We start from the raw sequence: 25,201 nt of genomic DNA, 5'->3' as shown, positions 1-25,201 counted from the left end.
CTGGCTGCGCGCCGCCGTCGCGGTCGCCCTGGGAGCGGTATTCCTCGTGCTGGGCGTCGCAGTGGGGCTGCCGCTCACCGACTCGCTGGTGTTCGCGATCGGCCTGCTCGTGGCCGACGTGCCGGAAGGGCTGCTGCCCACCATCGCCCCTCGCCCTCGCCGTCGGCGTACGTGTTCTCGTCCGCCACGGCGCGGTGATCAAGCGGCTGAGTGCCGTGGAGACCCTCGGCTCCACCCATGTCATCCGTACCGACAAGACCGGCACCCTCACCCGCAACCGGATGCGCCTCGGTGACAACGGTGCCACCGCGGCTGCCGTGGCCCGCGCCGTCGGCATCGGTACGCCGAACCTGCACGGGTCGCCCAGTCCGAGGCGCGCTGCTGCTCGCCGGCATCGCCTTCGAACTCGTCTTCACCCAGCCGTACCCGGCTGCTGGCCGAGCCGGCCGCCGCACTGGTGTTTGCGGCGCTGGCCCTTGAGCGGCCGCGCGTCCTCCACCGTCTTCTACTCCCGAATTTCCAGGACCTCGGTCAACGGACGGCGGGGCGTGTCGGGGCCTGCGGGGCCGTAGCCGAGGCGGAAGACCATCTGCACGTGTCCCATGGCCGCGACCGGGTCGCGCACCGTCCACCGCAGCTCCGGCCATTCCAGGGGATGGGACGTCATCGAAGTGGCAAGGCCGTCAGCGGTGGCTTGCAGGAGGACGCGCTCCATGGCCTGGCCGGCGCGCAGCCAGTCGGCCCTCGTGTCCCCCTCGGTGCTCAGCAGGGCCAGCTGCGGCCGCTTCTCGAACACGGCCCAGCCACGATCCGGTGTCGGGTTGGCCCAACCGAAGTCGCGCACGGGGGTGGGCCCGCCGGAACCCTTGGGTCCGAATGCGGCGGCGGGAATGCCGTCGTCACGTGGGCTCGCAGAGTCCTGCGTGTGGGAGGTCCAGGCCGCGGTTTCCGCCCGGGCGAGCGGATCGATCTCCTCGCGGTGTTCGGCGTCCCGTACCAGCCCGAGCACGGTGTCGATGTGCCAGGTGTCCGGGACGGTCAGCCGGCAGCCCTCCAAGTGGGCCGCGGCCCACAGACCGTCCAGCAGTGCGGTCGGCACCGGCTCCTCGCTGAACGGGTACCGGCTGGTGTGCCGGCGCCGGACGGCGTCGTGCAAGGAGGCCAGCTCGGGGTCCGCGCCCGCGGTTTCGTCGATGGTCACCGTGGCGAGCAGCCATGGTTCGGCGTCGTCGGGCACGAGCTGCACACGGATGGGGAGGCCGATCCAGGCTGCGGACACACGCAGGTTGAACAGCGCCGCGGCGCAACTGAGGTGGAGGCCACGGTGATCCGGGTCGGTCCGGGGCATGGCGCGTTCCGGATCGCCGTACAGGGCGAGTACACCGCTGCCGACATGGAACACGAACTTCCATGGCTGGGCGTTGTGCATGGACGGGGCGGTGACGGCGTCACCGATGAGCCGGATGACGGTGTCGGGGTCGAGGTGCGTGGCGGTCACGGGGCTGTCCTGTCTGTGCGGCCTCAGCCGTGCGCCACGACGGCGACCGGTGAGGTGGCGTGGTGCATCACCGCGTGGGTGACGGGCCCGATGCGGGCGCCGAGTGCCGGACGGCGGATACGCCGGCCGACCACGACGAGTGCCGCGCCGGACGCGGCGTCCAGGATCTGGATGGCGGGCTGACCGATGACCAAGCGTGCGTCCACGGAGAGCTGCGGGTACTTCCGCTCCCAGGGGCTCAGCAGGTCACGGAGAGTGGTCTTGAGCCGGTCGGCCATCTCCTTCTCGACGCCGGGGTCGAGGGTGGGAGCGTAGGAGAAGACCGGCGGGAGCGACCAGCCGTGTACGACGACGAGCGGGCAGGACCGCCGGTCGGCTTCCTCGCAGGCGAAGGAGAGGAGCCGGTCGCAGTTGCTGCGCGGGTCCACTCCGAGCACCACCGGTCCGGCATCGTCCGCATTCACGTGCGGACGGTCTTGGCCGTCGACGGAGCGCACGAGGACGACGGGAGTCTCGGTCTCGGGGATGGTCGCCGAGCCGGTCGAGCCCACGATGAACCCGGTGACGGAGCCGAGACCGCGTGAGCCGAGCACGAGCAGGTCCGCATCGGATGCGGCCGAGGCGAGGACCTTGAAGGCCGCGAGTCCTTCGGTGCCGCGGGTGCTGATGTCGAGCGTGCCGTGTTCGCGCAGCAGCCGGTCACGTGTGTGCGAAAGGAGATCCTCCGCCCACTGCTGACGCGGCTCGGGGAGCGGGACGGCGAAGGGCCCGTACTGGGCCCAGTCCTCCGCGTGGACGAGTTCCAGCGCCGCGCCGCGCAGTTCGGCCTCGTGGGCGGCCCAGTCGGCTGCGGCGAGGCCGGCGCTCGATCCGTCCAGACCTACCGTGATCCGGTTCAACATGGTGTCCCTCCTGGAGTCGGTGGTCGGCTGATTCCAGACTGTTCCGCTTGTCGTGCCGGTGGGAGGGTCCGAGCGGTCCGACCGGGGACCGATCGGCCCTCCTTGCCCGTTCAGTTCAGTTCGGCTCGGCCCCGGCCTCGGTCCGGGTCAGCCTGTTGTCGACGTCGACGACTCCGTCGACGCTCTGGCAGAGGCGGACGATCACGGGCAGCACTCCGGGCCGGGGAAGGGTGCCACTCAGCGTCACCATGCCGTCATCGACCTCGACGGTGATGGCCGAGGGGGCGAGGTGGAGCGTCCGGGTGAGCACGTCCTCGAGGATCTCTTCCTGTATCGCGTGGTCATGGCGCAGGAAAAGCTGGATCAGATCGCTGCGGCTGAGCATGCCGACCACACGCCCGTCCGAGTCGACGACCGGTAGCCGCTTGACCTGGTGTCGCTGCATGACCCTGGCTGCGCGGACCACGCTCCACTCGGGCCGTGCCGTGACGGCCGGGCTCGTCATCAGCTCCTCGGCGGTTCTCGCATCGCCGGCGGGCCGCCGGCGGAGCAGGTCGGCTTCGGAGACGACACCGGCGGGGTGCCCGGTCTCGTCGACGACGGGCACGGCGGTGATGTCGAACTCCTTCAGGATCCGGGCGATCTCCTTGAAGGCGGTCGCGCGCTGGACGGTGATGACGGTGGGCGTCATCAGGTCCGCGACACTGCGGTGCCTCATGGCAGCCGTCCCCTCATGCGGGTACGGGGGCGGTGAAATCCGCCTTGATGTCCACGACGCCCGGTACGGTGCCGGCGGCGCGCACGACGACGTCTTCCAGCGTGGGGTCCGGCAGCGACCCGCGCAGGTAGGCGATGCCGTTGGCGACGTGGACGTATACCTCCGTGGAACCGTGCGGAATGAGCCGGTACGTGATCAGTTCGCGAATCTCGGCGCCGATGTCCGCATCCGGGCGGAGGTAGACCTTCAGGAGATCGCCGCGGCTGACGAGACCGACCGGGCGGCCGTCCTCGTCGACCACGGGAAGGCGCTTGAGGTGGCTGCGGGCCATCAGACGCGCCGCAACGGGGATGGTGGCGTCCTTCGTGACGGTCACGGCCGGGCGGGTCATCAGTTCTCCGGCGGTGGTGTCGTGGTCCGTGCGGGTGGCTTGGCGTTTGAGCAGCAGGTCGGCTTCCGAGACGACACCGGTCACCCGTCCGTCCTCGGACAGGACCGGGAGGGCGCTGACGTTCCACATCCGCAGTGTTTCCACGATGTCCTTGAACGCGGTGTCGCGGTCGACGGAGATCACGGTGTGTGTCATGACGTCCTCGACGGTGCGCAGACGCTTCATGGGCTTTCCTTCTCGAGGGAAAAGGGGGTATTTGAGAGGGTGGGGAGGGTGAACCGTCCGGGGCGCCCGGGCAGACCGCCCCTTCACCGGTGGGCGATGACGGCCACAGGGACCGTTGCGTGGTGCAGCACCGCGTGGGCGACCGAACCGAGGTGCGGCCGAGGGGAGAGCGGCGCACATGGCGTCCCACGCGACGAGTCCGGCGCCCTGTGAAGCCCGGACGAGGTGCTCGCCCGCGGATCCCGACCGGGGTGTCGGTTGCGACCAGGGTGGACATCGCCACCGAGCCGATGATGAAACCCACCAGCCCGCCCAGGCCGCGGGAGCCCAGTACCAGGAGTCCGGCGTCGGCGGCCTCCGCGGCGAGGGCGGCCGCCGGTCGGCCTTTGAGGCTGCGCGTGGTGATCTCCAGCTGCGGATGGCGCCGGTGCAGTTCCGCTGAGGTCGCGGTCAGCGCCTTCGCGTGGCCGGGCGCCTCGTCACCACGGCATCGCATGGCGGGCGTGGCCGGCTTGAGCGGTTGCCGTGTCGTCGGTTCGGGCGGTGACGCGCGATGCCACGGCGACCACCCCGTCGAGGTGTTCGACGAGGTTGCGCAGTACGGGGAGCTGGCTTCGGAGCTCGACCTGGCCGTCCAGAGTGACGATGCCGTCCACCACGTGCACGTCGACGTCACCCGCCGGCACACGGAGTACTTCCGCGAGGACCTCGTCGGTCACTCGCCGACGGATCTCGGAGTCCGGGCGCAGGAACGTGCGGAGCAGGTCCCGGCGGGTGACGATGCCGACGAGCCGGTCCTCCACGTCCACGACGGGGAGGCGTTCGATGCTCCGGCGGGTCATCAGCCGGGCGGCGTCGGCCACTGTTTCTTCGGGGTGGATCGTGACCGCGGGCGCGGACATGACGTTGCCCGCGGTGGGCGGCACGGCCACTGCGCTGTTGTGCCGGGCCGTGTGCGCCAGCAGGTCCGTCTGTGAAACGACACCCACGACACGGTCCTGGTCGTCCAGGACCGGGACTCCCGTGATGTCGTACTGGGAGAGGAGCTTCGCAACGTCCTTGAAGGGGGTGTCCGGCGTCACGGAGGCGACCTCGTCGGTCATCAAGTCCGCCACTTTGATGTGCTTCATGAGGTCCTCCTGCTCCGCCGTGTCCCGCCAGGTCCGTGCACGCTGCGGGGCCTGCCCCCACCATCCGTCGGGGCCTTCCGGCGATCGAGGGCCGAACGGTCCCGTCCTGTGGTCCGTAAGGGCCCGGCCAGGGCGATGGGGACCTTTGGTCCCGACGGTGGTCCCGGGCGGCCCTCGCCCCGGAGCATCGACGGTGCCAGCGTGAGTGGTGGCCCTCATCGGCTTCTCGGTTGGGAGGAACCGTGGAAAGCGCATTCCGTACCCCGGACACCAGCTCGGTCGTCGTCGGCGTGGACGGCTCGCAGCCGGCACGCGTCGCTGCCCTGTGGGCGGCCAAGGAGGCCGTACGTCGCGATCGCCCCCTGCACATCGTTTTCGGGGCCGACACCGACGGCCGGGCCTTGTACGTGTCGGCGGAGACCATCGAACGGGTCCGCTTCAACGGTCGGGAGCTCCTCGACGACACGGCCAAGGCCGTCTCGGCCGAGCACCCAGGCCTGACCGTGACCACGGAATTCAGCCGCGCAGACGCGGTCAACAGCCTGCATCGGGCAGGTGGGCTCCATGGCACGATCGTGGTGGGCAATCGGGGACTGGGCGGCTTCAACTCCCTCATGCTCGGCTCGGTGGGGCTGGATACGGCGGCCATGGCCACGACCCCCGTCATCGTGGTCCGAGGCGTCGACGGGGCCGAGGAGACCGGCACCGTCGCCGCCGCCGTGCGTGACGAGCACGATCTTCTGATCGCCCGGTACGCGGCCCGGGAAGCCGAGCTGCACAAGGCCTCGCTGCGGCTGCTGCACGTGTGGAACGTGCTCGAGTCCGTCGGCGAGGTGGTCAGCATGATCGACGGGATCGACGAGATCGCGGCCGGGCACGCAGAGACCCTGCGGGCCGTCACGGACGTGATCCGTGAGGAGTTCCCCGATCTGGACGTGCAGGCCCATGCGGAGAAGAGCGTCTCCGTGGCCGGTGTCCTCGTGGAGGCGTCCCGCCACGCCGACCTGCTCGTCATGGGCGGCCGCCGGGTCCCCGGGGCCCTGGGGATCACCCCCAATCTGGGCAAGTCCACGCACAGCCTGGTCCACCACGCCCACTGCCCCGTCCTGCTCATCCCCCGGACCGGCAGCGACTTCGGGAGCCACTCATGACCGGCCGCCGGACAGCAACCCGGAACATCGTCGTGGGCATCGACCCGGCCAGGGACTGGCACCTCGTCCTGGCCTGGGCCGCCGACGAGGCACAACGGCGCCGACTGCCGCTGCGCCTGGTGCTCGCGGTACCGCCCCAGCACGACACCCATCAGGTCGACGACACCCCTGGCCGGATGTCCCCGCGGCAGGCAGGGACGGAAAGACTGGCACAAGCCGAGGACTGGGTGCGCAACCGCCACCCCGAGGTGGCCGTCACCGCAGATCTGCTGGGCGGTTTCCCCGGCCCCGTCCTCGGTGGCGCGGCGCGGGACGCCCGCATGGTCGTGCTCGGCTCCCGCCATCTGAGCCGGACTGCGGAGTTCTTCAGCGCCGGCTCACTCGTGGTCCCCGTCACCGCCCAGGCCGAATGCCCGGTCGTCGTGGTGGGTGACGCGGAGCACATCAGCCAGCAGCCGGCCTATGTCGTCGCGGGTGTCGACGGCAGTGCGTCCGCCACCGCCGCACTGGCCTTCGCCTTCGACGAGGCCGACCTCCGGGGCGCGGCCCTGCGGGTCGTCTGCGTCTGGCAGCGGCCCCTGATCATGATGGACGAAGAGGAGGTGGCACTGCGGGCCCAGCGCACCCTGCTTTCCGAGGCCACGGCAGGCCTGTCCGAGAAGTACCCGGACGTGCACGTCACCCACGAGGTCCTCACCGGCCACCCGGTCGAGGAACTGGCACGCGCGGCCGAGCACGCCCTGGCCGTCGTCGTGGGCCGCCGCGGACGCGGCGGATACACCGGCATGCGGATCGGATCCGTCGTCCACGGCCTCCTGCACCGCGCGCACTGCCCGGTGATCACCGTCCCCACCGGTTGAGCCCGCGATGACCGGCCGAGCGATCGACACGGCCCATGTCGGCTCCTCCGCCCCGACGGGACTGACACAGGCGGAGGCCGAACGCCGCCTGGCCCGGTACGGCCGCAACGAGGTGGCACCGCCCCCACCGACACCGATCCACCAGCGGGTGCTGGCACAGCTCCGCGATCCACTGATCATGGTGCTACTGGGTGCCGCCCTGCTGACCATCGCGATCGGAGACCACCCCGACGCCGTGATCATCGGCCTGGTGGTCGTCTTCAACACCACCGTCGGGGTCGCCCAGGAGGTCCGGGCGGACCACGCGGTCGCCGCACTCTCGGCACTCTCGGCCCCCCATGCCCGGGTCCTGCGCGACGGATCCGGTCGCGAGGTGCCCGCGGCCCTCGTGGTGCCCGGCGACACCCTGTTGCTGGGCGAGGGCGACATCGTCGCGGCGGATGCGGACATCACCGAGGCGTCCTCGCTGCTGATGGACGAATCCATGCTCACCGGAGAGTCCGAACCCGTCGACAAGACCTCCGGCGGGACGGTGAGCGCCGGCACCGTCGTCGTGCGCGGCCGGGGCGTCGCCGCCGCAACGGCCACCGGTGGGGCCAGCGCGCTCGGCCGGATCGCGGTCCTCCTCGACGGCGGTCACGAGCCGACACCGCTCCAGCGCAGGCTCGCCTCCCTCGGCCGCATCCTGGCCGCCCTGACCCTCGTCCTGTGCGTGCTGTTCTTCGCCCTGGGCCTCGTGCGCGGGCTCGCGCTCGGCACGATGGCCGTCACAGCGATCAGCCTCGCCGTCGCCGCCGTGCCCGAGTCCCTGCCCGCCGTGGTCACCCTCGCCCTCGCATTGGGCGCCCGCCGCATGGCGGCCCGCGGGGCGCTGGTGAGGCGCCTGCCGGCCGTCGAGACGCTGGGCTCGGTGAGCGTGCTGGCCACGGACAAGACCGGCACCCTCACCGAGGGCCGCATGGTCGTCCAGCAGCTGTGGCTTCCCTCCGGCACGGTCGGCCTGTCCGGCACCGGATACGAGCCCCACGGGGACCTGGACATCGACGGGCGCCCTCCCACGGCGGAGCAGTTGCGACCGGTGCGGGAACTGCTCACCACGGTGTCCCTGTGCAATGACGCAGGCCTGAGGCCGCCGGGGGAGAGGTCCGACGTCTGGACGGCCGTCGGAGACCCGATGGAGGCCGCACTGCTGGCAGCCGCTGCCAAAGCCGGCTGCCCGGACCCGGACGAGCTGCGCAGGACCCACCCCCGTACCGGGGAAGCGCCCTTCGACAGCCTGCGCAAGCGCATGACCACCTTGCACCGGACCCCTGCCGGGACCACTCTCATCTGCCTCAAAGGGGCACCGGAGGCCGTCCTCACCCCGGAGCTGCTCGACGATCCGTCCGAGCTCCTGGCCACGTCCCGCCGCCAGGCCGCCGAGATGGCCACCGAAGGGTTTCGCGTCCTGGCCGTCGCCACCGCCGAACGGACCCGGTCCCCATCTGCTGCCGAGGCGGAGCACGGACTGCGCCTGCTGGGCCTGCTCGCGATCAGCGACCCGCCGAAAGCGGCAGCCGCCGCCACCCTGGCGGCCTGCCGCGCGGCAGGCATCACCCCGATCCTGATCACCGGCGACCACCCGGCGACAGCCCACGCCATCGCCGTACGCACCGGACTCGTCGAGGACGGCCCGGCCGGCGAGGTCCTCACGGGCCCGGAGCTTGCCGCAGCCCCGGACACCGACATCACCGAGGTCCGCGTCTTCGCCCGCACCGACCCGCAGCAGAAGCTGGACATCGTCCGCGCCTGGCGCGCCCGAGGCGCCGTCACCGCGATGACCGGCGACGGAGTCAACGACGGCCCCGCCCTCCACCAGGCCGACATCGGCGTCGCCATGGGCGCCCGCGGCACCGAGGTGGCCCGGCAGGCCGCCGACCTCGTCCTCACCGACGACGAGCTCGCCACGGTGGTCGTGGCCGTGGAGGAAGGCCGCCGCGTCTACGACAACATCCGGCGCTTCCTCGTCTACGCCATGGCGGGAGGGACAGCCGAGATCCTGGTGATGCTCACGGGACCGCTCCTCGGCCTGCCCTTGCCCCTGCGTGCCGGCCAGATCCTGTGGATCAACCTCCTCACCCATGGTCTGACGGGTGTGGCCATGGGCGCCGAACCCGTTGCCCCGGAAGCGATGCGACGCCCTCCCCGGCCCCCGACCCAGCACATCCTCGCCGCAGGAGTCTGGCAACGCCTCCTCGTCCTGGCCGCGGCCGTGACGGCTGCAAGCCTGCTGGCCGGCGTCGCCGCCCGGGCCATGGACCTGCCCTGGCAGAGCGTGCTCTTCCTCGCCCTGCTCGGCGCTCAGCTGGGAGTGGCCCTGGGGCTGCGGACCCGGCTGCTGACCAGGGAGAACCTATTCCTCCCGGCCGCGGTGGCCGGCTCGGCCCTGCTGGCCATGGCCGCCCTGTACGTCCCCGCGCTGCAGTCCCTGCTGGAGACCCAGCCGGTGGGCTGGTCCGGCATCTGGCTCGCGACAGCTGCCGCGATCTCCGCGTTCCTCGCCGCCCGGCTCCTGCGGGTCGCATTCCGAAGAAGGCCATGATCATGAACGTGTACACCCCCGGGAACGGGATCCACGCCGAAGTGGGCGACCAGATCGTCGTGGGCGGCCCTGCCGTCGGGACGCCGGGTCGCGACGGGGAGGTCATCGCTCTGCACCACACGGACGGCACCCCGCCCTACGACGTGCGCTGGTCCGACACAGGCCGTACCACTGTGTTCTTCCCCGGCCCCGACGCCCACGTCCGGCACCTGCACGAGGCTCCCGCGCCGCCCATCCGGCCGCCGCGCCCGTACGAAGCCGGCGGAACCGGTTGAGCGGCACGCCCACCCGGCCGGGACTACCGTGAAGGAAGCGGCACCCACGGCTGCTGCCGCCCGGAGGTGGGACATGAGCGCAGGCGGTCGGTACGTCCAGGGAAGCGGCGTGCCGCGGCTGCGGCTGGACGAACTGCTCGACGAGCTCCAGGTCCGGATGGACGAGGTCAGAGGTACCCGGGACCGCCTGAACGGCCTGCTGGAAGCCGTCATGTCGGTCGGCCGTGAACTGGACCTGCCCCAGGTGCTGCGCGGGATCGTCGAGGCCGCGGTGGTCCTGGTCGACGCCGAATACGGGGCCCTCGGCGTCATCGGCGACGACCAGAAGCTCGCGCAGTTCCTTCCCGTGGGCATCAGCGAGGAGCTCCGCGCGCAGATCGGCGACCTGCCCTCCGGCCACGGCATCCTCGGCGAGCTGATCCGTCACCCGGAAGCGCTGAGGCTCTCCGAGCTCTCCGAGCACCCCGCCTCGTACGGCTTCCCGGCCCACCACCCCCCGATGCACTCCTTTCTCGGCGTCCCCATCCGGGTCCGCGAGGACGTCTTCGGCAACCTCTACCTCACCGAGAAGCGCGGCGGCACCGACTTCGACGAGGAGGACGAAGCAGTCCTGTCCACCCTCGCCGTCGCGGCCGGTATCGCCATCGAGAACGCACGCCTCTTCGAGGAGGTCCGGCTGCGCGAGCGCTGGCTGGCGGCCAGCTCCGACATCACCAGCGCCCTGCTCTCCGGCACTCCCCGGGACGAGGTCCTCGAAGGCATGTTGGAGCGTGCCAAGGACATCGCCGGCGCGGACATGGGCATCTTCTACATCCTCGGCCCCACGGGAGAACTACGCGGCTCCCTCGTCCTGGGAGAAGGCGCCGAGGCCCACCGCGACATCATCCTGCCCGGTACCGAGGGCACCCTCGCCGAGGCCGCCCTCGCCAACGACGGCCTGATCACGGTCACGGACGTGGCGACCGACGAGCGGGTCACCGTGCAGACCGAACGCTGGACGGGTTTCGGCCCGGCCGTCGCCGTCACCGTCGGCACCAAGGAGAAGCTCAGCGGCGTCATGATGCTGGCCAGGCGTCACGGCCGTCCCGTGTTCGCCCCTGCGGAGGTCGCCCCCCTGGCCGGTTTCGCCGGTCAGGCCGCCCTCGCCCTGGAACTGGCCGACCGGCGCCACGACGCCGAGCAGATGAGCCTGCTCGAGGACCACGACCGGATCGCCCGCGATCTCCACGACCTTGCCATCCAGCGCCTCTTCGCCACCGGCATGACCCTCCAGAGTGCGCAACGCTTCGTAGACCATCCCCAAGCCTCCGAACGGCTGGCGCGGGCCGTAGACGACCTCGACGCCACCATCAAGATCATTAGATCCACCATCTTCGGGCTCCGTGAACACGAAGCGGCCGGAAAGCCCCTGAAGCTGCGCTCCCGAACCGTCCAGGCCATCGACGAGGCTGCCGCCGTCCTCGGGTTCACCCCGGCACTGAGCATGGAAGGGCTGATCGACACCGACGTTCCCGCGAACGTGGCCGAAGAGGTCCTTGCCGTCGTCGGAGAGGCCCTGACCAACGTCGCCCGGCATGCGCGGGCCGCCCGGGCGGAGGTCTCCGTCGTCGCGGCCAACGGCACGCTGACGGTCACGGTGACCGATGAAGGCATCGGCCTGCCCGACGGCGGCCGGCGCAGCGGTCTGCGCAACCTCGCCGAGCGCGCCGAGAAGCTCGGTGGGACCATGGGGGTCGCTGCGCGGGGTGCGGGGGAGCGGGGGACCCGCCTGGAATGGCGGGTACCGCTGAAGCCCCCGTCGCCGTGACCCGTGCCTGTCGACCTGGCTAGTGCTTCGGGTCGCCGATCTCGTGCTCGTGCTCGTGGACCTGGGCCGCGATCACGGCCGCTTGGACCCGCCGTTCCACGCCCAGCTTGCCCAGGAGCCGCGAGATGTGGTTCTTGACCGTCTTCTCCGACAGGTAGAGCTGCTTGGCGATCTGCCGGTTGGTCATGCCCTCGCCGATGAGTTCCAGCACCGCCCGCTCCCGCTCGGAGAGACCGGTGAGCCGAGCGTCCTCGGGCTCCTTGGACACGTCCGGATCGCGCAGCGAATGCATCAGGCGGGCGGTGGTGGCCGGGTCCAGCATGGACTGGCCCGTTGCGATCGTCCGCACCGCGGAGACGAGGTCCGAGCCCTTGATCTGCTTCAGCACGTATCCGGCGGCACCGGCCATGATGGCGTCCAGCAGGGCGTCCTCGTCGTCGAACGAGGTCAGCATCAGACAGGCCAGGTCCGGCATGCGCGAGCGCAGCTCGCGGCACACGCTGATCCCGTCGCCGTCGGGGAGACGCACATCGAGCACGGCGACGTCCGGCCGCAGTGCCGGTCCGCGGGCCACGGCCTGCTCGGCCGTGCCCGCCTCGCCCACGACGGTGATGTCCGGTTCGGCGTCGAGGAGGTCGTGCAGTCCGCGCCTGACCACCTCGTGGTCGTCGAGGAGGAACACCTTGATGGGAGCCTCGGCGGAGGCGTTCGAATCGTCGGCCATGATCGCCCCTGGTTTGGTCCGAAATTCGTTTCTTCAGTCGGATTGTCTCAGCGGGGAATGCGATGCACCCCATGGCGCGGCCAGGTACGTGCCGACGGTCAGGACCGGGCAGCCGCATCGAGCGGGCGGTCCGAGTCCATCCTGACGTCCACGACACCTTCGACCGTACGGATGGCTCGTGCGAGAAGCGGTACCAGGTGGCGGTCGCGCAGCGGGCCGTACAAGGTGACGACGCCTTCCTGCACGACGAAATTCACGGTCGTACCGCGCGCCAGTTCGGCAAGCACGTCGTGGCGGATCTCCTCTTCGAGCTCCTCGTCGGGCCGCAGGAACACCTTCAGGAGGTCACTGCGACTGACCACGCCCTCCAGCATGTCCAGCGCGTTGACGACCGGCAGGCGCTTGACGTGCTTGCGGGCCATGATCCGGGCGGCCTCGGCGACCGGAGCATCGGGGTGCACGGTGATCGCCGGGCTCGACATGAGCTCCTCGGCCAGCACCCCGGCGGCCTTCGACGCCTCCTCCAGCTGATCGGGCAGAGAGGGATCCGTACGCCGGAACTCCTCCTTCGGCAGCAGGTCCGCCTCGGAGACCACGCCGACGACCCGGCCCTCGCCCTCCAGGACGGGGACCGCGCTGACCTTCCACTGATGCATCAGCTCGACGATCTCCTTGTAGGACGCCTCCCGGCCGATGGCGATCGCGGTGTGCGTCATGACGTCACTGACGGTGTAGCGGGATGCGGGCATGGCCGGGGCTCCTTCGCCGTACGGATGGTCAGAGGAAGCTGCCGCTGCCGTGGGGCGCGTACAGATCGAGAAGGCGAACTCGGGCCGCCTGCAGCCGGTGGGCGAGGACCTCCCCGACCCAATGGCCGAGGGCGGAGCCGAATACGGCGTCGGCGTCCATCAGCGCCCGCACTCGCTCCGCGTCGAACTCGTACCCTCGTCGAAATTGACCTCGTGGGCCAGTTCCATCAGCCGGGAACGGCACTCGGTGGCCAGCGCCGTGGCGAAGCGGGTGGGGAGAGGAGGGGGTGCTCATGAACAGCCTCCTTGATTCGAGTGTGCCTCCAGTCTTGGGGGGTCCGGCCCCTCCCGGGCATGGGCCCTGTGGCCCCCCCTGTGGTCCGACCGGCCCCTGTCCGGACGAGTGCGCCCCGGAGACCCTGGCAGGAGACCTCCCTCTGCGGCCGCTGCCGCCGAGCCCACTGCGGATGAGCGACCGACGTCCTCCTGCTGACCGAGGTGCCCACGATGAAGAGCCATCGATTCGGTACGGCCCCCACTCCGGTCGCTCTCCGGACGGCGAAGCGGCGCGTGGAGGATCTGCCTACCGGCGAGGCGCTGAAGCTGCTGGGTTCCATAGAGCTGGGGCGCATCGTCTTCACCCGGCACGCGCTGCCCGCCGTCCGTCCGGTCAACCACCTTCTCGACGCGGGTGACATCATCGTTCGCGTTCAGGACGGCTCGACGCTCGCAGCGCTGCTCGCGACCCAGGAAGACGCGGGCATCGTCGTCGCGTACGAAGCGGACACTATCGATCCGCGGTCACACCTGGGTTGGAGCGTGGTCGCGACCGGTTACGCCACTGCCGTTACCGACCCCACCGAGATCGAGCGCTACGCGCGCCTGCTCCAGCCTTGGGCCCCGGGTACCGCATCGGGCGCCATTCGGATCCGGCCCGGCCTGGTCACCGGATTCCGCCTGCGGGAGGACAGCCCGTAGCCGTCGGCCCGCGTGCGCGCTTCACGCCCCTGTGCCCCTCCGCGCGGCACGATGGTGCCGCACACGCCCGCAGGGAGTCCCGGAGGTGCCATGCCGAAGCACGGACGGATCGCTGTGCTCCCACCCGCCTTCCACGGCTACCGCAGGACCTGGCTGCGCGGCGACGTCCTGGCCGGGATCACGGTCGCCGCCTATCTCGTACCTCAGGTCATGGCCTACGCCGGGGTCGCCGGCCTGCCGCCCGTCGTCGGGCTGTGGGCGGCTCTCCCGGCCATGGCCCTCTACGCCCTGAGCGGGTCCTCGCGCCTGCTGTCCGTCGGCCCGGAGTCGACCACCGCCCTGATGACCGCCGTGACCGTGGGCCCGCTCGCGGCCGGTGACCCAGCCCGGTACGCGGCGCTCACGGCGGCCCTGGCCGTTGTGGTCGGCCTGCTCTGCCTCGCCGCCTGGGCCGTCCGGCTCGGCTTCCTCGCGGACCTGCTTTCCCGGCCCTTGCTCGTCGGCTACCTGGCCGGCGTCGCCTTCATCATGATCGTGGACCAGTTGGCCCGCCTCACGGGCGCCCACGGCAGCGGATCCGGGTTCTTCCCCCGACTGCTCTCGTTCCTCGGTCACCTCGGTGACGTGCACTGGCCCACCGCCGCCCTGGCCGCATCCTGCCTCGTCCTGCTCTTCACCCTGCCGCTGTTGTGGCGCCCGCTTCCCGGACCGCTTCTCGTGCTCGTCCTCGCCACCGCCGTGGTGGCGGCATTCGCCCTCGACACCCAACACGGCATCGCCGTCATCGGCCCCGTCCCGACCGGTCTGCCGGACTTCGCCCTGCCCCGACCATCGGACTATGCCGATCTCTTCCTGCCGGCCCTCGGCGTGCTCCTCGTCGGCTACTCGGACGTGGTCCTGACCGCCCGCGCCTTCGCCCGCCGCGACGACCCGCATCCCCTGGACGCCAATCGCGAGCTGCTGGCGCTCGGGGCGGCCAACATCGGCGCAGGCGTCCTGCACGGCTTTCCTGTCAGCAGCAGCGCGAGCCGCACCGCCCTCGGGGACTCCGCCGGAGCCCGCACGCAGGCGTACTCCCTCGTCGGTGCCGCCTGCGTGGCCGCCGTCCTCCTCTTCCTCGGCCCGCTGCTCACCCGCACTCCGACTGCCGTTCTCGGCGCCATCGTCGTCTACGCCGCCGTACGCCTGGTGGAGCTGAGCGAGTTCCGCCGACTGGCCGCCTTCCGCCGTCGCGAACTCCTCCTGGCTCTCGGCTGCACCCTCGGGGTCCTCACCCTCGGCATCCTGTACGGCGTACTGGTCGCGGTCGCGCTGTCCGTCGCCGAACTGCTCGCACGGGTCGCACGCCCGCACGACGCCGTCGAGGGGGTCGTCCCGGGCCTCGCCGGCATGCACGACATCGACGACTACCCGTCCGCCCACACCATCCCCGGCCTCCTCATCTACCGCTACGACTCCCCGCTGTTCTTCGCGAACGCCGAGGACTTCCACCGCCGGGCACTGGACGCCGTCGACACCCAGGACGAACCGGTGTACTGGTTCGTCCTGAACACCGAGGCCAACGTCCAAGTCGACATCACCGCCCTCGACGCCGTCGAGGCACTGCGCGCCGAACTCGTCCAACGCGACGTCGTGTTCGCCCTGGCCCGCGTCAAGCAGGACCTCCGCGCCCCGCTCGATGCCTACGGCTTGACGGCATCGGTCGGCGAGGACCGCATCTACCCCACCCTGCCCACCGCCATCGACGGCTTCCGCATCTGGGAGCTCGGCCGTTGAGTTCGTCCCCAGGAGCACCATCCGCACCGCGGATCAGGACGTCGCCGCGGACCGCGCGATCCATGCGCGACCGCTCCTGCACGGCGGTGTGTGCCCGCCCTCCTCCGCCGCCCGGACCGCCCGGCCCCCGTACGCCGTGTGCTGACACGTGGCCGACCCCAGGGGTGGCCAGCTCGCCGCTTACGGAGGCGGCGCGCCCGTTCAGCTGCGTCACGTTGGGGTTTCGGGTCGGTCGGCGTGCGGTTGCGTCGTGTCGCCGCGACCGGGGAGCCTCGGGTGGTGGCCGCCGGCGGTGGCTTCGGCCACCATGTCGGCCAGCAGCCCGCAGGCTCGTGCGATCTCCGTCTGGGTCTGGTTGCGCTCGCTGACGGCGGCCGCGACCAGCAGCGCGGTCAGCGAGGAGGAACCGTTGAACGCCTGGAGGGTGATCATGTTGGTGAGCAGGTCATGACCGGCGAACGGGCCTGAGCCGCGGGCAGCGGCAACGATCGCGAAGGTCGACACGGACAGGGCGCAGAGCGCGGCCCCGGCCAGCTGGAAGCGGAAGGCCGCCCAGATCAGCAGCGGGAAGCCGAGGAACAGGAGCGGCGTGCTGCTGGTCTCGAGGAAGCCGACGAACACCGTGGCCGCCAGAAGCAGCAGCCCCTCCGCCCAACGGGCCGGCCGCGCGTCCTTCGGCCAGCGTGCGAAGCGGAGGACGAGCAGGACGGGCGTCACCACCAGTACGCCCATCGCGTCGCCCGTCCACCAGACCGACCACGTCGGCCAGAAGTCCTCGGCGCTCAGCGCACCGGCGAGGGCCAGGGTGCCGCTGCCCACCGTCGCGCTGATCAGCATCCCGGTGAGCGCGCCCAGAAAGATCAGCCCCAGCGCATCCTGCAGCCGGTCCAATTCCGTACGGAACCCCGTTCGACGGAGCAGCCAGTACGAGCAGACGGGCGCGAGGGTGTTCCCCGCCACGATCGCGAGCACGGCCGGCACGGAGGGGCCGAGCGGGACGTTGACCAGGAACGCACCCAGCGCGATCCCGGGCCAGACCCGCAGACCACGCAGGAGCAGGCTCGCCAGGGCGATGCCGGTCGGCGGCCACAGCGGGGTGACCTGGCCCCCCACCAGCTGCTGGATCAGTCCCAGCGTGGCCGAGCCGTAGTACAGCGCGGCGACGGCGCAGATCTCCAGGGCGGCCAAGCCGGCCTGCCGCAGCCGTTCAGGCGGTGCGGCGGTCATCAGGCGACACCTCCGCATCGACGTCGTCCCGAAATCCATCATCCGTCGGATCCCCCGGATCCTCCACGGCACTGTCGCGCCGGACATGACGCATGGGGATCAGAGGGGCGGGGTGCGCAGGGCGAGGATGGCCAGGTCGTCGTGACCGTCGCTGGGGTGGTGATCGGCCAGGGCCTGGACGAACTCCTGCAGGGGCAGGGCGGCGTACCGGGTGGCGAGATCGGTGAGCCGGTCGAGACTCTCGTCGATGGGGTGCTCAGGATGTTCGACCAGCCCGTCCGTGAAGAAGACCACGGTGGAGTCCGGGGGCAGGAAGCGGGAATGGTCGGGGCGGGGCTGTTCGGGGTCGACCCCGAGCGGTACCCCGGGCTCGGCGAAGAGGTACTCCACCGGGCGCCCAGGGGTGATCAGCAGAGGTGGGACGTGGCCCGCGGTGCTCCAGCGGAGTCGCCAGCCCGGTCCCGCGGGTTCGATGCGTGCCAGGGTCGTGGTGGTGACGGGATTGCTCGTGATGGCGTGCAGGGTGCGGTCGAGCTGGGCGAGGACGGCGCCGGGCGGATTGCTCCGCTCGAACAGCAGAGCCCGCAGCATGTTACGGACGCAGGCCATGGAGGCCGCGGCCTCCAGATCGTGACCGGCCACGTCACCGATGACGATCGCCACGGTGTCGTCGGCCAGCCGGATGGCTTCGTACCAGTCCCCGCCGAGTTGGCTCGGCTCGGCAGCGGGCCGGTAGACGGCGGCGGCGGCGAAAGGGCGCAGATCCGGCAGGGTGGGCAGCAGAAGCCGCTGGAACTGCTCGGCCCCGAGGCGAACCCGTTCGAACAGGCGGACCTTCTCGATCGCGATTCCGGCGGCACTGGCCAGGGCGACGACGACGTTCTCGTCGTGGACGTCGAAGGGAAGTCCGTCGCGCCGCTCGGAGAGGTAGAGGTCACCGTAGATCTCGCCGCGGACGCTGATGGCGACGCCGAGCAGGGTGTGCAGGTGCGGGTGGCCGGAGGGGAACCCGGCGGACGACGGATGGGCCGAGATGCTGTCGACCCGCAGGGGTTCGGGGTGGTGGATCACGTGCCCGAGGACACCCAGACCGCGGGGCAGACCGGTCCCGGCCAGAGCGGCGCGTTCCTGCTCGGACAGGCCGGCGGTGATGAACTGTTCCAAGTGCTCGCCGGACTCGCCGAGTACGCCCAGCGCCCCGTACCGAGCGCCGACCAGGTCCATGGCGGTGGTCACGATCCGGTGCAGCACGTCGGTCAGCTCCACCTCCCGGCTGATGGACACCACCGCGTCCAGCAGGCCCTGCAGCCGGTCCATGGCGGCCAGCAGGGAGCGCAGTTGCTCGTCGATCCTGGTCAACTCGGTTCGCAGACGTACGTGCAGGTCGGGAAGGTGCGGCTGCCCGGGCTGCTTCGCTTCCTCGTTCCCTGCCATCACGTGCGTCCGGTGCTCCTGACACGACCCTGGTCGATCGGGACCACAGCGTGTCACGGCGTTACGGGCAGAACGGTCATTACGCCGAAGGCGGCACGCCATTCCGCATGCCGCTCCACGTGCCGCTCCGGGGTGACCCGGGGACCCGCCACGGCGAGGCCGAGGGCTCGGCCGACTCCCGATCCCGACCTTCTGCCGACGTACGGCGGCGCGGCGATACTGAAGGTGAGCCGACTGCTCGACCGTGGTCTGCGATCACTTTGGGTAGTCGCCGCGGCAATGCCCGCTGTGCGGTCCGTTCGGCAGGTCGAAGGGTGGCAGCGATGGACGCACGAGCGCCCGGACCGGGCGAGGCGCCCGAGGACCCGTTCGCGCTGCACAACTCGGCCTCGGCCGTTCTGGACGGCCATGGGAGGGTCGTCGGCTGGAGCGAGCGCGCACAGGAGCACCTCGGCTACCCGCCCGAGGAGGTGCTGGGCCGCGAGGCCCTGGAGTTCCTGTGCGACCCCCGGGACCGTGAGGCGGTCCGGGACGCGGCGGCCGCGTGCGAGCGCGACCGGGGCTGGTCCGGCATCCTGCCCGTCCTGCACCGTAGCGGGCGGCGGGTGGAGCTGGGTTTCCGGGCCCGCGCCGTCGTCCGGGCCGGCTCGGCCCGCGAGTGGTTCCTCGTCGTCGCCCCGGCGGAGGAGGTGCTCCGGTGGGAGACCGATCGGTCGGTCCTGGACGGTCTGTTCCGACGCTCCCCGATCGGCCTGTCCGTCCACGCCCCCGACCTCAGCGTCCTGCGGATCAACCGGGCGCTGGCCCGGTTCACGCAGCTGTCCGCGGCGGAGATCCGGGGCCTGCGCATCGGCGACTTCCTCATCGGGCCGGACGTGAAGACCATCGAGACCCGGCTGCGCCGGGTGCTGGAGACGGGCGCCCCGCTGATCTTCACCGAGCAGCCCTGTCGCCTGCGGAGCGACCCCGACCACGAGCGGGTGGTCTCGGTGTCGGCGTTCCGGATGCAGGAGCCCTCCGGCGGGATCCTCGGAGTCACCCAACTGGTGGAGGACGTCACCGACCGCTACCGGGCCCGGCACAGGCTCGCCCTCCTCAACCGGGCGAGCAGCCGCATCGGGACCACCCTGGATCTCGCCCAGACCACCCGGGAGCTGGCCGACGTCGCCGTCCCCGACCTCGCGGACGCCGTCTCGGTGGATCTGCTGGAGTCGGTGGCCCGGGGCGAAGAGCCGGCCGCCCGGGAAGCGGGTGGACCGGTCCGGCGCATGGCCGTCCATTCGGTCATGGCAGAGGCGCTGCGGGTGATGTACTCCGACGGCGAGCTCTTCCGCTTCGACCCTCGCACCCCGCAGGCCAGGTGCCTCGCCGAACAGCGGCCCATCCTCGAACCCGTGCTCCGGAGCGACCCCGGCTGGTATTTCCGGGACCAGGAGCGCAGACGGCGCGCCCTCGGCCTGGAAGCCCACTCACTGATCGTCGTACCGCTGACGGCCCGCGGTGCGCTCTTGGGCCTGCTCAGCCTGTGGCGGGCCGGGCGGCCCGAGCCGTTCGAGGAGGACGACCTCACGCTCGCGGAGGAATTCGCCGCACGAGCCGCCCTGTGCATCGACAACGCCCGCCGCTACACCCAGCAGCATCAGGCCGCGCTGACCCTGCAGCGAAGCCTGCTGCCGCAGGCGCTGCCCGAGTACAGCGCGGTCGAGGTGGCGCACCTCTACCTGCCGGCCGATCCCGCCACCGGCGTCGGCGGCGACTGGTTCGATGTCATCCCGCTGTCCGGAGCGCGCGTCGCCCTCGTCGTCGGCGACGTGGTCGGCCACGGTCTGCACGCCGCGGCCACCATGGGCCGCCTGCGCACGGCAGTACACACCCTGGCCGGCCTGGACTACGCCCCGGACGAGGTGCTCTCCCACCTGGACGACCTGGTCAACCGGCTGGCAGCCGAGCAGGAGCGTGCCGACGGACACCCGCCGGGCCAGCAGATCGTCGGCGCGACGTGCCTCTACGCGGTCTACGACCCCACCTCCCGGCGCTGCACCCTGGCCCGGGCGGGCCACCTGCCGCCCGTCGTGGTGACCTCCGACGGCACGGTCAGCCTGCCCGACCTGCCCGAGGGGCCGCCACTGGGGCTCGGCGGACTCCCCTTCGAGTCCGCCGAGCTGGAACTGGCCGAGGGGAGTCTGCTGGCGCTGTACACGGACGGCCTGGTCGAGGCCGGTGGCCTCGACCTCGACCAGGGACTTGAGCGGCTGAGAGAAGTCCTGTGCCGGCCCGGCCGCTCGCTGGAGGAGACCTGCACGGACGTGCAGGACGCGCTGCTGCCGGATCACCCACCGGACGACGTCGCACTGCTCCTCGCCCGCACCCGCGTGTTGGCGCCGGAGCGGGTCGCCTCCTGGGAAATGCCCGCGGAGCCGACCGCCGCAGCCCGGGCACGACACCTGACGGAGACCACATTGACCGGGTGGGGCCTGGGGGAGCTGGCCTTCACCGCCGAACTCGTCGTCAGCGAACTGGTCACGAACGCCTACCGGTACGGCGGCGGGACGCCGTTGACCCTGCGGCTCATCCGCGACCGCAGCCTGGTCTGCGAGGTCTCCGACGGCAGCAGCACCGCTCCGCACCTGCGACGGGCGCGCACCACCGACGAGGGCGGGCGCGGCCTCTTCCTGGTGGCCCAGCTCACCGAACGGTGGGGCACCCGCTACACCCGGGACGGCAAGACCGTCTGGACGGAGTTCTCCCTTGCCGCCGCGGCGGAGGGGCATTCCGAGGCCGTGGCCAACCTTGTGCTCAAGTAGTGGGTTCCCATGACCCGCAGCACCCCCGCCGACGCAGGGCGCCGCCTGCGGCCGATCGGCACCTGGCCCGCCGTGGGAGTCACGGTGGCCGTCCTCGCCGCCGCCAACCTGGCCCTGCACCGCTGGTCGGGCCTCTGGGGCGTGGGGACGGCCGTCGTGGTCAGCGCCGTGCTGCTCGGCGTGCTCCGCCTGGCCGGCGGCACCCTCGCGGACGCGGGGCTGGCGCCGGGCACACTGGCCCGCGGTGCCAGCTGGGCGCTGGCCCTGATCGGCCTGGTCGCCGCCGTCTACCTGGCCGGGGCCCTGCTGCCGGCCACCAGGACGCTGTTCGAGGACCGGCGGTACAGCGCGATGGACGGCGGCGAGGTCATGCTGCGCGTCTTCGTGCTGGTCCCCGTCGGCACGGTCCTCGTGGAGGAGACCGCCTTCCGCGGGGTGCTCTACGGTCTGGTCCGCCGCGACCGCGGGGCGGTGTGGGCGACCGCCGTGTCGAGCGTGCTGTTCGGCCTGTGGCACGTGCTGCCCTCGCTGCACCTGGCGACCGCGAAGCCGGCCGTGGGCTCGGTCGTCGGCCAGTCCGGGCCGGGGGCGGCTCTGGCGGTCCTGGGGGCCGTGCTGTTCACGGCGGCGGCGGGCGTCCTGTTCTGCGAACTGCGCCGCCGCAGCGGCAGCCTGTTGGCACCCATGGGCCTGCACTGGGCGGTCAACGCACTCGGCTACCTCGTCGGGTTCCTGCTGCGCTGACCGGTTCGACGGGTTCACGGCGGCGGCGAGACGACGTCCTTCAGCCGGTCCAGGTCCTGCGCGGTGAAGCCCTGGGGCCGCATGACGGCGTTCCAGGCGTCGACGTACGCGGCCTTGTAGGTGTGCCCGTGGCCGTCCGGTACGCCAGTTGAGAAGGGCAGGTCGGCGGTGACCTGCCAGAAGGTCACGAACGGGATCCAGACCATCGCGCCGAGCACGTCCGAGCCGGGACGCTCGCCGATCCAGTCGGGCTCGGAGAGGGCCAGCTGGGGACTCCACCAGACGATCGGATCGGACGGGTGCATCAGGTAGAGCACCCGGGGGCCGTCCCACGGCCGGTCCGCGGGCGGGATCCCGGCGGCCGGGTCGTCGGTGAACCTGACGGTGCGGCCCGCCCGGTAGAGGGGCTCGATCTCGGGGCTTCCCGTATCGCGGTGGTCGCTGAACTCGCGGAACAGGGTGTTGAAGTTGGGCGGGCCGGCGAACACGGTGCCGGCGGTGCGGTTGCGCAGGTCGGCCTCCCCGCTGAAGGCCGTCTCACCGCCGAACGAGCCCAGGCTCTCGCCCGCCACGAACAGGCGAGGCCGCCGGTCCTGGGGCAGCTTGGACCACTTGTCGTAGACCGCGTCGAAGAGGTCGCGGCCGGCCTCGCGCGCCTTGGACCGGTCGACCAGGTACGACATCCACGACGGCAGGCACGAGTACTGGATCGCCACACTGGCCGCGTCTCCGTCGGCGAGGTACTCGAACGAGTCCACGGCGGCGGGATCGACCCACCCGCTGCCCGTGGTGGTCATCACGAGGAGGTTCTCGCGCGCGAAGCCGCCCGCCCGTTCGAGGTCCGCGACGGCCCGGGCCGCCCGGGTCTCCGTGTCGCCGGAGGTCTCCAGCCCGGCGTAGGCCCGGATGGGCTCCCGCGCCGGACGGTGGGTGAACGCACCGATGGTCTGGGCCGACGGACCGCTGCCGGTGAACGCCCGGCCCTGATAGCCCAGCGAGTCCCACGGCACCAGCGAGCCGGGCCCGCCCGAGCGCAGTGTCGACGTGGGCTGGTGCACGCCTTCCGGGGTCTGCGTGTCGCGCAGCGAGAAGGCCTCGTTGGCCGCGTTCACGATGCCGCTCAGCAGCAGTCCGGAGAACGCGGCCCACGCCAGGGCGGCCACCAGGATCCAGCCGACCGCCCGCGCCGCCCGCGCGCCGACCCAGCGCGCGAGGTGACGGGCGGCCCACCGGTACAGGGCCCGGAGCCCCCGCCCGGCCAGGAGCAGCAGCAGGAAGACGAGAGCGGCGACGAAGGGGCAGGCGACGGTGGCGAGGACGTCGTGGTCGGGGACGTCCATGAGCCGGCGGATCTCGTGCTGCCAGTACTGTCCGAGCCCGAACGCGACGCCGAAGAGCACGATCGCGCTGACGAGCAGGATCAGCCATGACCTGCGCGAGGCGCGGCGCGCCTCCCGGTCGGCGAAAGCGCGCCACACGGAGGCGCCGACCACGCCCAGCCCGTACCCGATGGCCGCGCTGATGCCGCAGACCAGTCCCTGGAGCACGCCTCCGCGGGGAAGCAGCGACGGGGTGAAGGACAGGCACGCCAGGACGAGGGCGCCCCAGCAGCCGGGCAGCGTCAGGCGGAGCCGCCGGCGGCACTCGCGCGGTGCCGGCTCCTTCGGCGCGGACGCGGGGACCGGCGGGGGGTCAGCGGTCATGGGTGCCTCCGCGGCCATGGTCCCAAGGCCCGGTCGGTCGTGCCATCCGGCGCGGACGGCCGGGGCGTGCCGTGGTCGGCAGGCCGCGCGGGGTCGGCGCTCGTAGCCTGAAGTGGGTGCCGACTCCTGTCCGGCGGCCCGTGAAACGGCGGGAGGTGGTCCCATGAGCAGGCGTTGGACCGCACGTCTGGCCCTGGCGACGGGCCTGGCGGCGCTCGTGGTGCTGGTGGTGTTCGGCGGCCTCGCGAGCCTCCTGCTGATGGCGGTGGGGTGGGCCGGACTGGTCCTCACGGCGGCCGGCGGGTGGTGGATGCTCACCCACACCGGCTGGATCAGGGTGCTCGCCGGGCTGCTCGTGGTCGGCGCACCGCTCGCCGTCCTGCTCCTCTACTCGGCCGCCGGGTTGCTGTGGGTCGTACTGGTCTCGCTCGCCCTGTGGGCGCTGGCCGTCGCCGCGGGCAGCGCCGCCCTCGCCGAGGACGCGCAGGGCATGCCGGAGCACGCCGCCGGAACGGCCGAGCGGCCCTTCCTGATCATGAATCCGCGCTCGGGTGGCGGAAAGGTCGAGAAGTTCCGCCTGGCGGAGCGGGCCAGGGCCCTGGGCGCCGAGGTCGTCGTACTGGATCCTGCCCGGCACCAGGACGTGGCCGAGCTGGCGCGGCAGGCCGTCGAGGGCGGGGCCGACCTGCTGGGCGTCGCGGGCGGCGACGGCACTCAGGCACTGGTCGCCGCCGTGGCCGTAGAGCACGACATTCCGTTCATGGTGATCAGTGCCGGCACGCGCAACCACTTCGCCATGGATCTGGGCCTGGACCGGCAGGATCCCTCCCGGTGCCTGGAGGCCCTGACCGACGGTGTCGAACTGCACGTCGACCTCGGCTACATCCACGAGGGAGAACCGGCGGACGGGAACACCGGGCGGGTGTTCGTCAACAGCGCCTCGTTCGGCGTGTACGCGGAAGTCGTCCAGAGTCCGGCCTACCGTGACGACAAGGCCGGCACCATTTTGGAGATGCTTCCGGACCTGCTGACCCACGGCAGCGGCTCGCAGCTGAGCGTCCGTGCGGATGCGCTGGTCCTGGACGCTCCCCAGGCCGTACTGGTGAGCAACAACCCTTATCAGAAGGGTGATTCGGCGGGGCTCGGGCGCCGGGAGCGACTGGACTCCGGTCGGCTGGGGGTACTCGGCGTCGAGGTCTCGAGCGCCGCCGAAGCGGCGGGGCTGCTGCTGCACGGCAGGCAGGGCCGCGGACTGACCGCCGTGACCGCCCGCGAGGTCGTCGTCGATGCCGACGCCAGCGCCATCCCGGTCGGCGTCGACGGCGAGGCACTGGTGCTGTCCACCCCCGTGCACTGCAGCATCGCGTCCGGCGTCCTGCGCGTGCGCGTGCCCCGGCACCGTCCCGGCGTGCCGCGTGCCGCGCCGCCGATGGACTGGCGCCGGGTGCGGCGGCTGGCGCTGACCATGGGACGGACCGCGGCGGGACACGGCGCCGCCTGAGCGGCGGCCGTCGGGGGCTTCCC

Annotated in this window: 20 protein-coding genes and 2 pseudogenes; 10 read left to right on the top strand and 12 right to left on the bottom strand. The window is 71.7% G+C overall.

Going from position 1 to position 25,201, the window contains the following annotated elements; genetic code table 11:
* Positions 1-505 precede the first annotated feature (505 nt).
* The 6 genes and pseudogenes from K7B10_RS06865 to K7B10_RS06840 form a co-directional block, all read right to left on the bottom strand.
* Positions 506-1,498, bottom strand: a complete 993-nt coding sequence (locus tag K7B10_RS06865) for an Acg family FMN-binding oxidoreductase (RefSeq protein WP_229335050.1) — start codon at positions 1,496-1,498, stop codon at positions 506-508.
* Positions 1,499-1,521: 23 nt separating this feature from the next.
* The gene (locus K7B10_RS06860) at positions 1,522-2,400 is read right to left on the bottom strand and encodes a universal stress protein (RefSeq protein ID WP_229335049.1); all 879 of its coding nucleotides are present in this window, start codon (positions 2,398-2,400) and stop codon (positions 1,522-1,524) included.
* 115 nt (positions 2,401-2,515) lie between these two features.
* Positions 2,516-3,118, bottom strand: a complete 603-nt coding sequence (locus K7B10_RS06855) for a CBS domain-containing protein (RefSeq protein ID WP_229335048.1) — start codon at positions 3,116-3,118, stop codon at positions 2,516-2,518.
* 13 nt (positions 3,119-3,131) lie between these two features.
* Positions 3,132-3,734: a CBS domain-containing protein gene (locus K7B10_RS06850; RefSeq protein WP_229335047.1), complete on the bottom strand. Its 603-nt coding sequence runs from the start codon at positions 3,732-3,734 to the stop codon at positions 3,132-3,134.
* Positions 3,735-4,038: 304 nt separating this feature from the next.
* A pseudogene (locus tag K7B10_RS06845) lies at positions 4,039-4,230 on the bottom strand (universal stress protein); the annotation flags it as partial.
* Positions 4,214-4,864 carry a CBS domain-containing protein gene (locus K7B10_RS06840; RefSeq protein WP_229335046.1) on the bottom strand — a complete coding sequence of 217 codons (651 nt, stop codon included), beginning with the start codon at positions 4,862-4,864 and terminating at the stop codon, positions 4,214-4,216. The gene K7B10_RS06840 and the pseudogene K7B10_RS06845, both read right to left, overlap by 17 nt.
* Positions 4,865-5,106: 242 nt before the next feature.
* On the opposite strand from K7B10_RS06840, the gene K7B10_RS06835 reads away from it, so the two are divergent.
* The 5 genes from K7B10_RS06835 (at position 5,107) to K7B10_RS06815 (ending at position 11,538) form a co-directional block, all read left to right on the top strand.
* Positions 5,107-6,015, top strand: coding sequence for a universal stress protein (locus K7B10_RS06835; protein ID WP_229335045.1), 909 nt, complete (start codon positions 5,107-5,109; stop codon positions 6,013-6,015).
* Positions 6,012-6,875, top strand: a complete 864-nt coding sequence (locus K7B10_RS06830) for a universal stress protein (RefSeq protein WP_229335044.1) — start codon at positions 6,012-6,014, stop codon at positions 6,873-6,875. Before K7B10_RS06835 ends, K7B10_RS06830 begins: the two co-directional genes overlap by 4 nt.
* Positions 6,876-6,882: 7 nt before the next feature.
* Positions 6,883-9,456, top strand: a complete 2,574-nt coding sequence (locus tag K7B10_RS06825; RefSeq protein ID WP_229335043.1) for a cation-translocating P-type ATPase — start codon at positions 6,883-6,885, stop codon at positions 9,454-9,456.
* 2 nt (positions 9,457-9,458) lie between these two features.
* A complete protein-coding gene (locus tag K7B10_RS06820; RefSeq protein WP_308284544.1) occupies positions 9,459-9,731 on the top strand; it encodes a DUF1918 domain-containing protein in 273 nt (90 codons plus the stop codon).
* Between the two features lie 73 nt (positions 9,732-9,804).
* Complete coding sequence (locus tag K7B10_RS06815) at positions 9,805-11,538, top strand: sensor histidine kinase (protein WP_229335042.1); 1,734 nt, start codon at positions 9,805-9,807, stop codon at positions 11,536-11,538.
* 19 nt (positions 11,539-11,557) lie between these two features.
* Here K7B10_RS06815 and K7B10_RS06810 read toward each other — a convergent pair whose 3' ends face one another.
* The 3 genes and pseudogenes from K7B10_RS06810 to K7B10_RS06800 all read right to left on the bottom strand — a co-directional run.
* Complete coding sequence (locus K7B10_RS06810) at positions 11,558-12,262, bottom strand: response regulator (protein WP_229335041.1); 705 nt, start codon at positions 12,260-12,262, stop codon at positions 11,558-11,560.
* A 98-nt stretch (positions 12,263-12,360) separates the two neighbouring features.
* On the bottom strand, positions 12,361-13,011 hold the full coding sequence (locus K7B10_RS06805; RefSeq protein WP_229335040.1) for a CBS domain-containing protein: 651 nt from the start codon (positions 13,009-13,011) through the stop codon (positions 12,361-12,363).
* A gap of 28 nt (positions 13,012-13,039) precedes the next feature.
* Positions 13,040-13,210, bottom strand: a pseudogene (locus tag K7B10_RS06800) (regulator); the annotation flags it as partial.
* A gap of 308 nt (positions 13,211-13,518) precedes the next feature.
* On the opposite strand from K7B10_RS06800, the gene K7B10_RS06795 reads away from it, so the two are divergent.
* Together K7B10_RS06795 and K7B10_RS06790 are read left to right on the top strand one after the other, a co-directional pair.
* Positions 13,519-13,989: a pyridoxamine 5'-phosphate oxidase family protein gene (locus K7B10_RS06795; RefSeq protein WP_229335039.1), complete on the top strand. Its 471-nt coding sequence runs from the start codon at positions 13,519-13,521 to the stop codon at positions 13,987-13,989.
* Positions 13,990-14,079: 90 nt separating this feature from the next.
* Positions 14,080-15,765 (top strand): SulP family inorganic anion transporter, encoded by a 1,686-nt coding sequence (locus K7B10_RS06790; protein ID WP_229335038.1) that lies wholly within the window; start codon positions 14,080-14,082, stop codon positions 15,763-15,765.
* A gap of 210 nt (positions 15,766-15,975) precedes the next feature.
* Here K7B10_RS06790 and K7B10_RS06785 read toward each other — a convergent pair whose 3' ends face one another.
* Both K7B10_RS06785 and K7B10_RS06780 read right to left on the bottom strand, forming a co-directional pair.
* A complete protein-coding gene (locus K7B10_RS06785; RefSeq protein WP_229335037.1) occupies positions 15,976-16,992 on the bottom strand; it encodes an MASE1 domain-containing protein in 1,017 nt (338 codons plus the stop codon).
* Positions 16,993-17,091: 99 nt separating this feature from the next.
* Complete coding sequence (locus tag K7B10_RS06780) at positions 17,092-18,426, bottom strand: PP2C family protein-serine/threonine phosphatase (protein WP_229344807.1); 1,335 nt, start codon at positions 18,424-18,426, stop codon at positions 17,092-17,094.
* A 323-nt stretch (positions 18,427-18,749) separates the two neighbouring features.
* On the opposite strand from K7B10_RS06780, the gene K7B10_RS06775 reads away from it, so the two are divergent.
* Together K7B10_RS06775 and K7B10_RS06770 are read left to right on the top strand one after the other, a co-directional pair.
* Positions 18,750-21,230 carry a SpoIIE family protein phosphatase gene (locus K7B10_RS06775; protein ID WP_229335036.1) on the top strand — a complete coding sequence of 827 codons (2,481 nt, stop codon included), beginning with the start codon at positions 18,750-18,752 and terminating at the stop codon, positions 21,228-21,230.
* 9 nt (positions 21,231-21,239) lie between these two features.
* Complete coding sequence (locus K7B10_RS06770; protein WP_229335035.1) at positions 21,240-21,974, top strand: CPBP family intramembrane glutamic endopeptidase; 735 nt, start codon at positions 21,240-21,242, stop codon at positions 21,972-21,974.
* A gap of 14 nt (positions 21,975-21,988) precedes the next feature.
* Here the strand turns inward: K7B10_RS06770 and K7B10_RS06765 are convergent, their stop codons facing one another.
* Entirely contained in the window at positions 21,989-23,677 is a 1,689-nt protein-coding gene (locus tag K7B10_RS06765) for an alpha/beta hydrolase (protein WP_229335034.1), read from the bottom strand.
* A gap of 163 nt (positions 23,678-23,840) precedes the next feature.
* Between K7B10_RS06765 and K7B10_RS06760 the strand changes: the two genes are divergently transcribed.
* Complete coding sequence (locus K7B10_RS06760) at positions 23,841-25,178, top strand: diacylglycerol/lipid kinase family protein (protein WP_229335033.1); 1,338 nt, start codon at positions 23,841-23,843, stop codon at positions 25,176-25,178.
* The last annotated feature ends 23 nt before the right edge of the window (positions 25,179-25,201 follow it).

Origin of the sequence: Streptomyces flavotricini (genome assembly GCF_020639365.1) — a bacterium.
In the GTDB taxonomy this organism is placed as follows: Bacteria; Actinomycetota; Actinomycetes; order Streptomycetales; family Streptomycetaceae; genus Streptomyces; species Streptomyces flavotricini.
The sequence above is the reverse complement of the archived record's forward strand: the minus strand, read 5'-3'. Positions and strand labels throughout refer to the sequence as shown.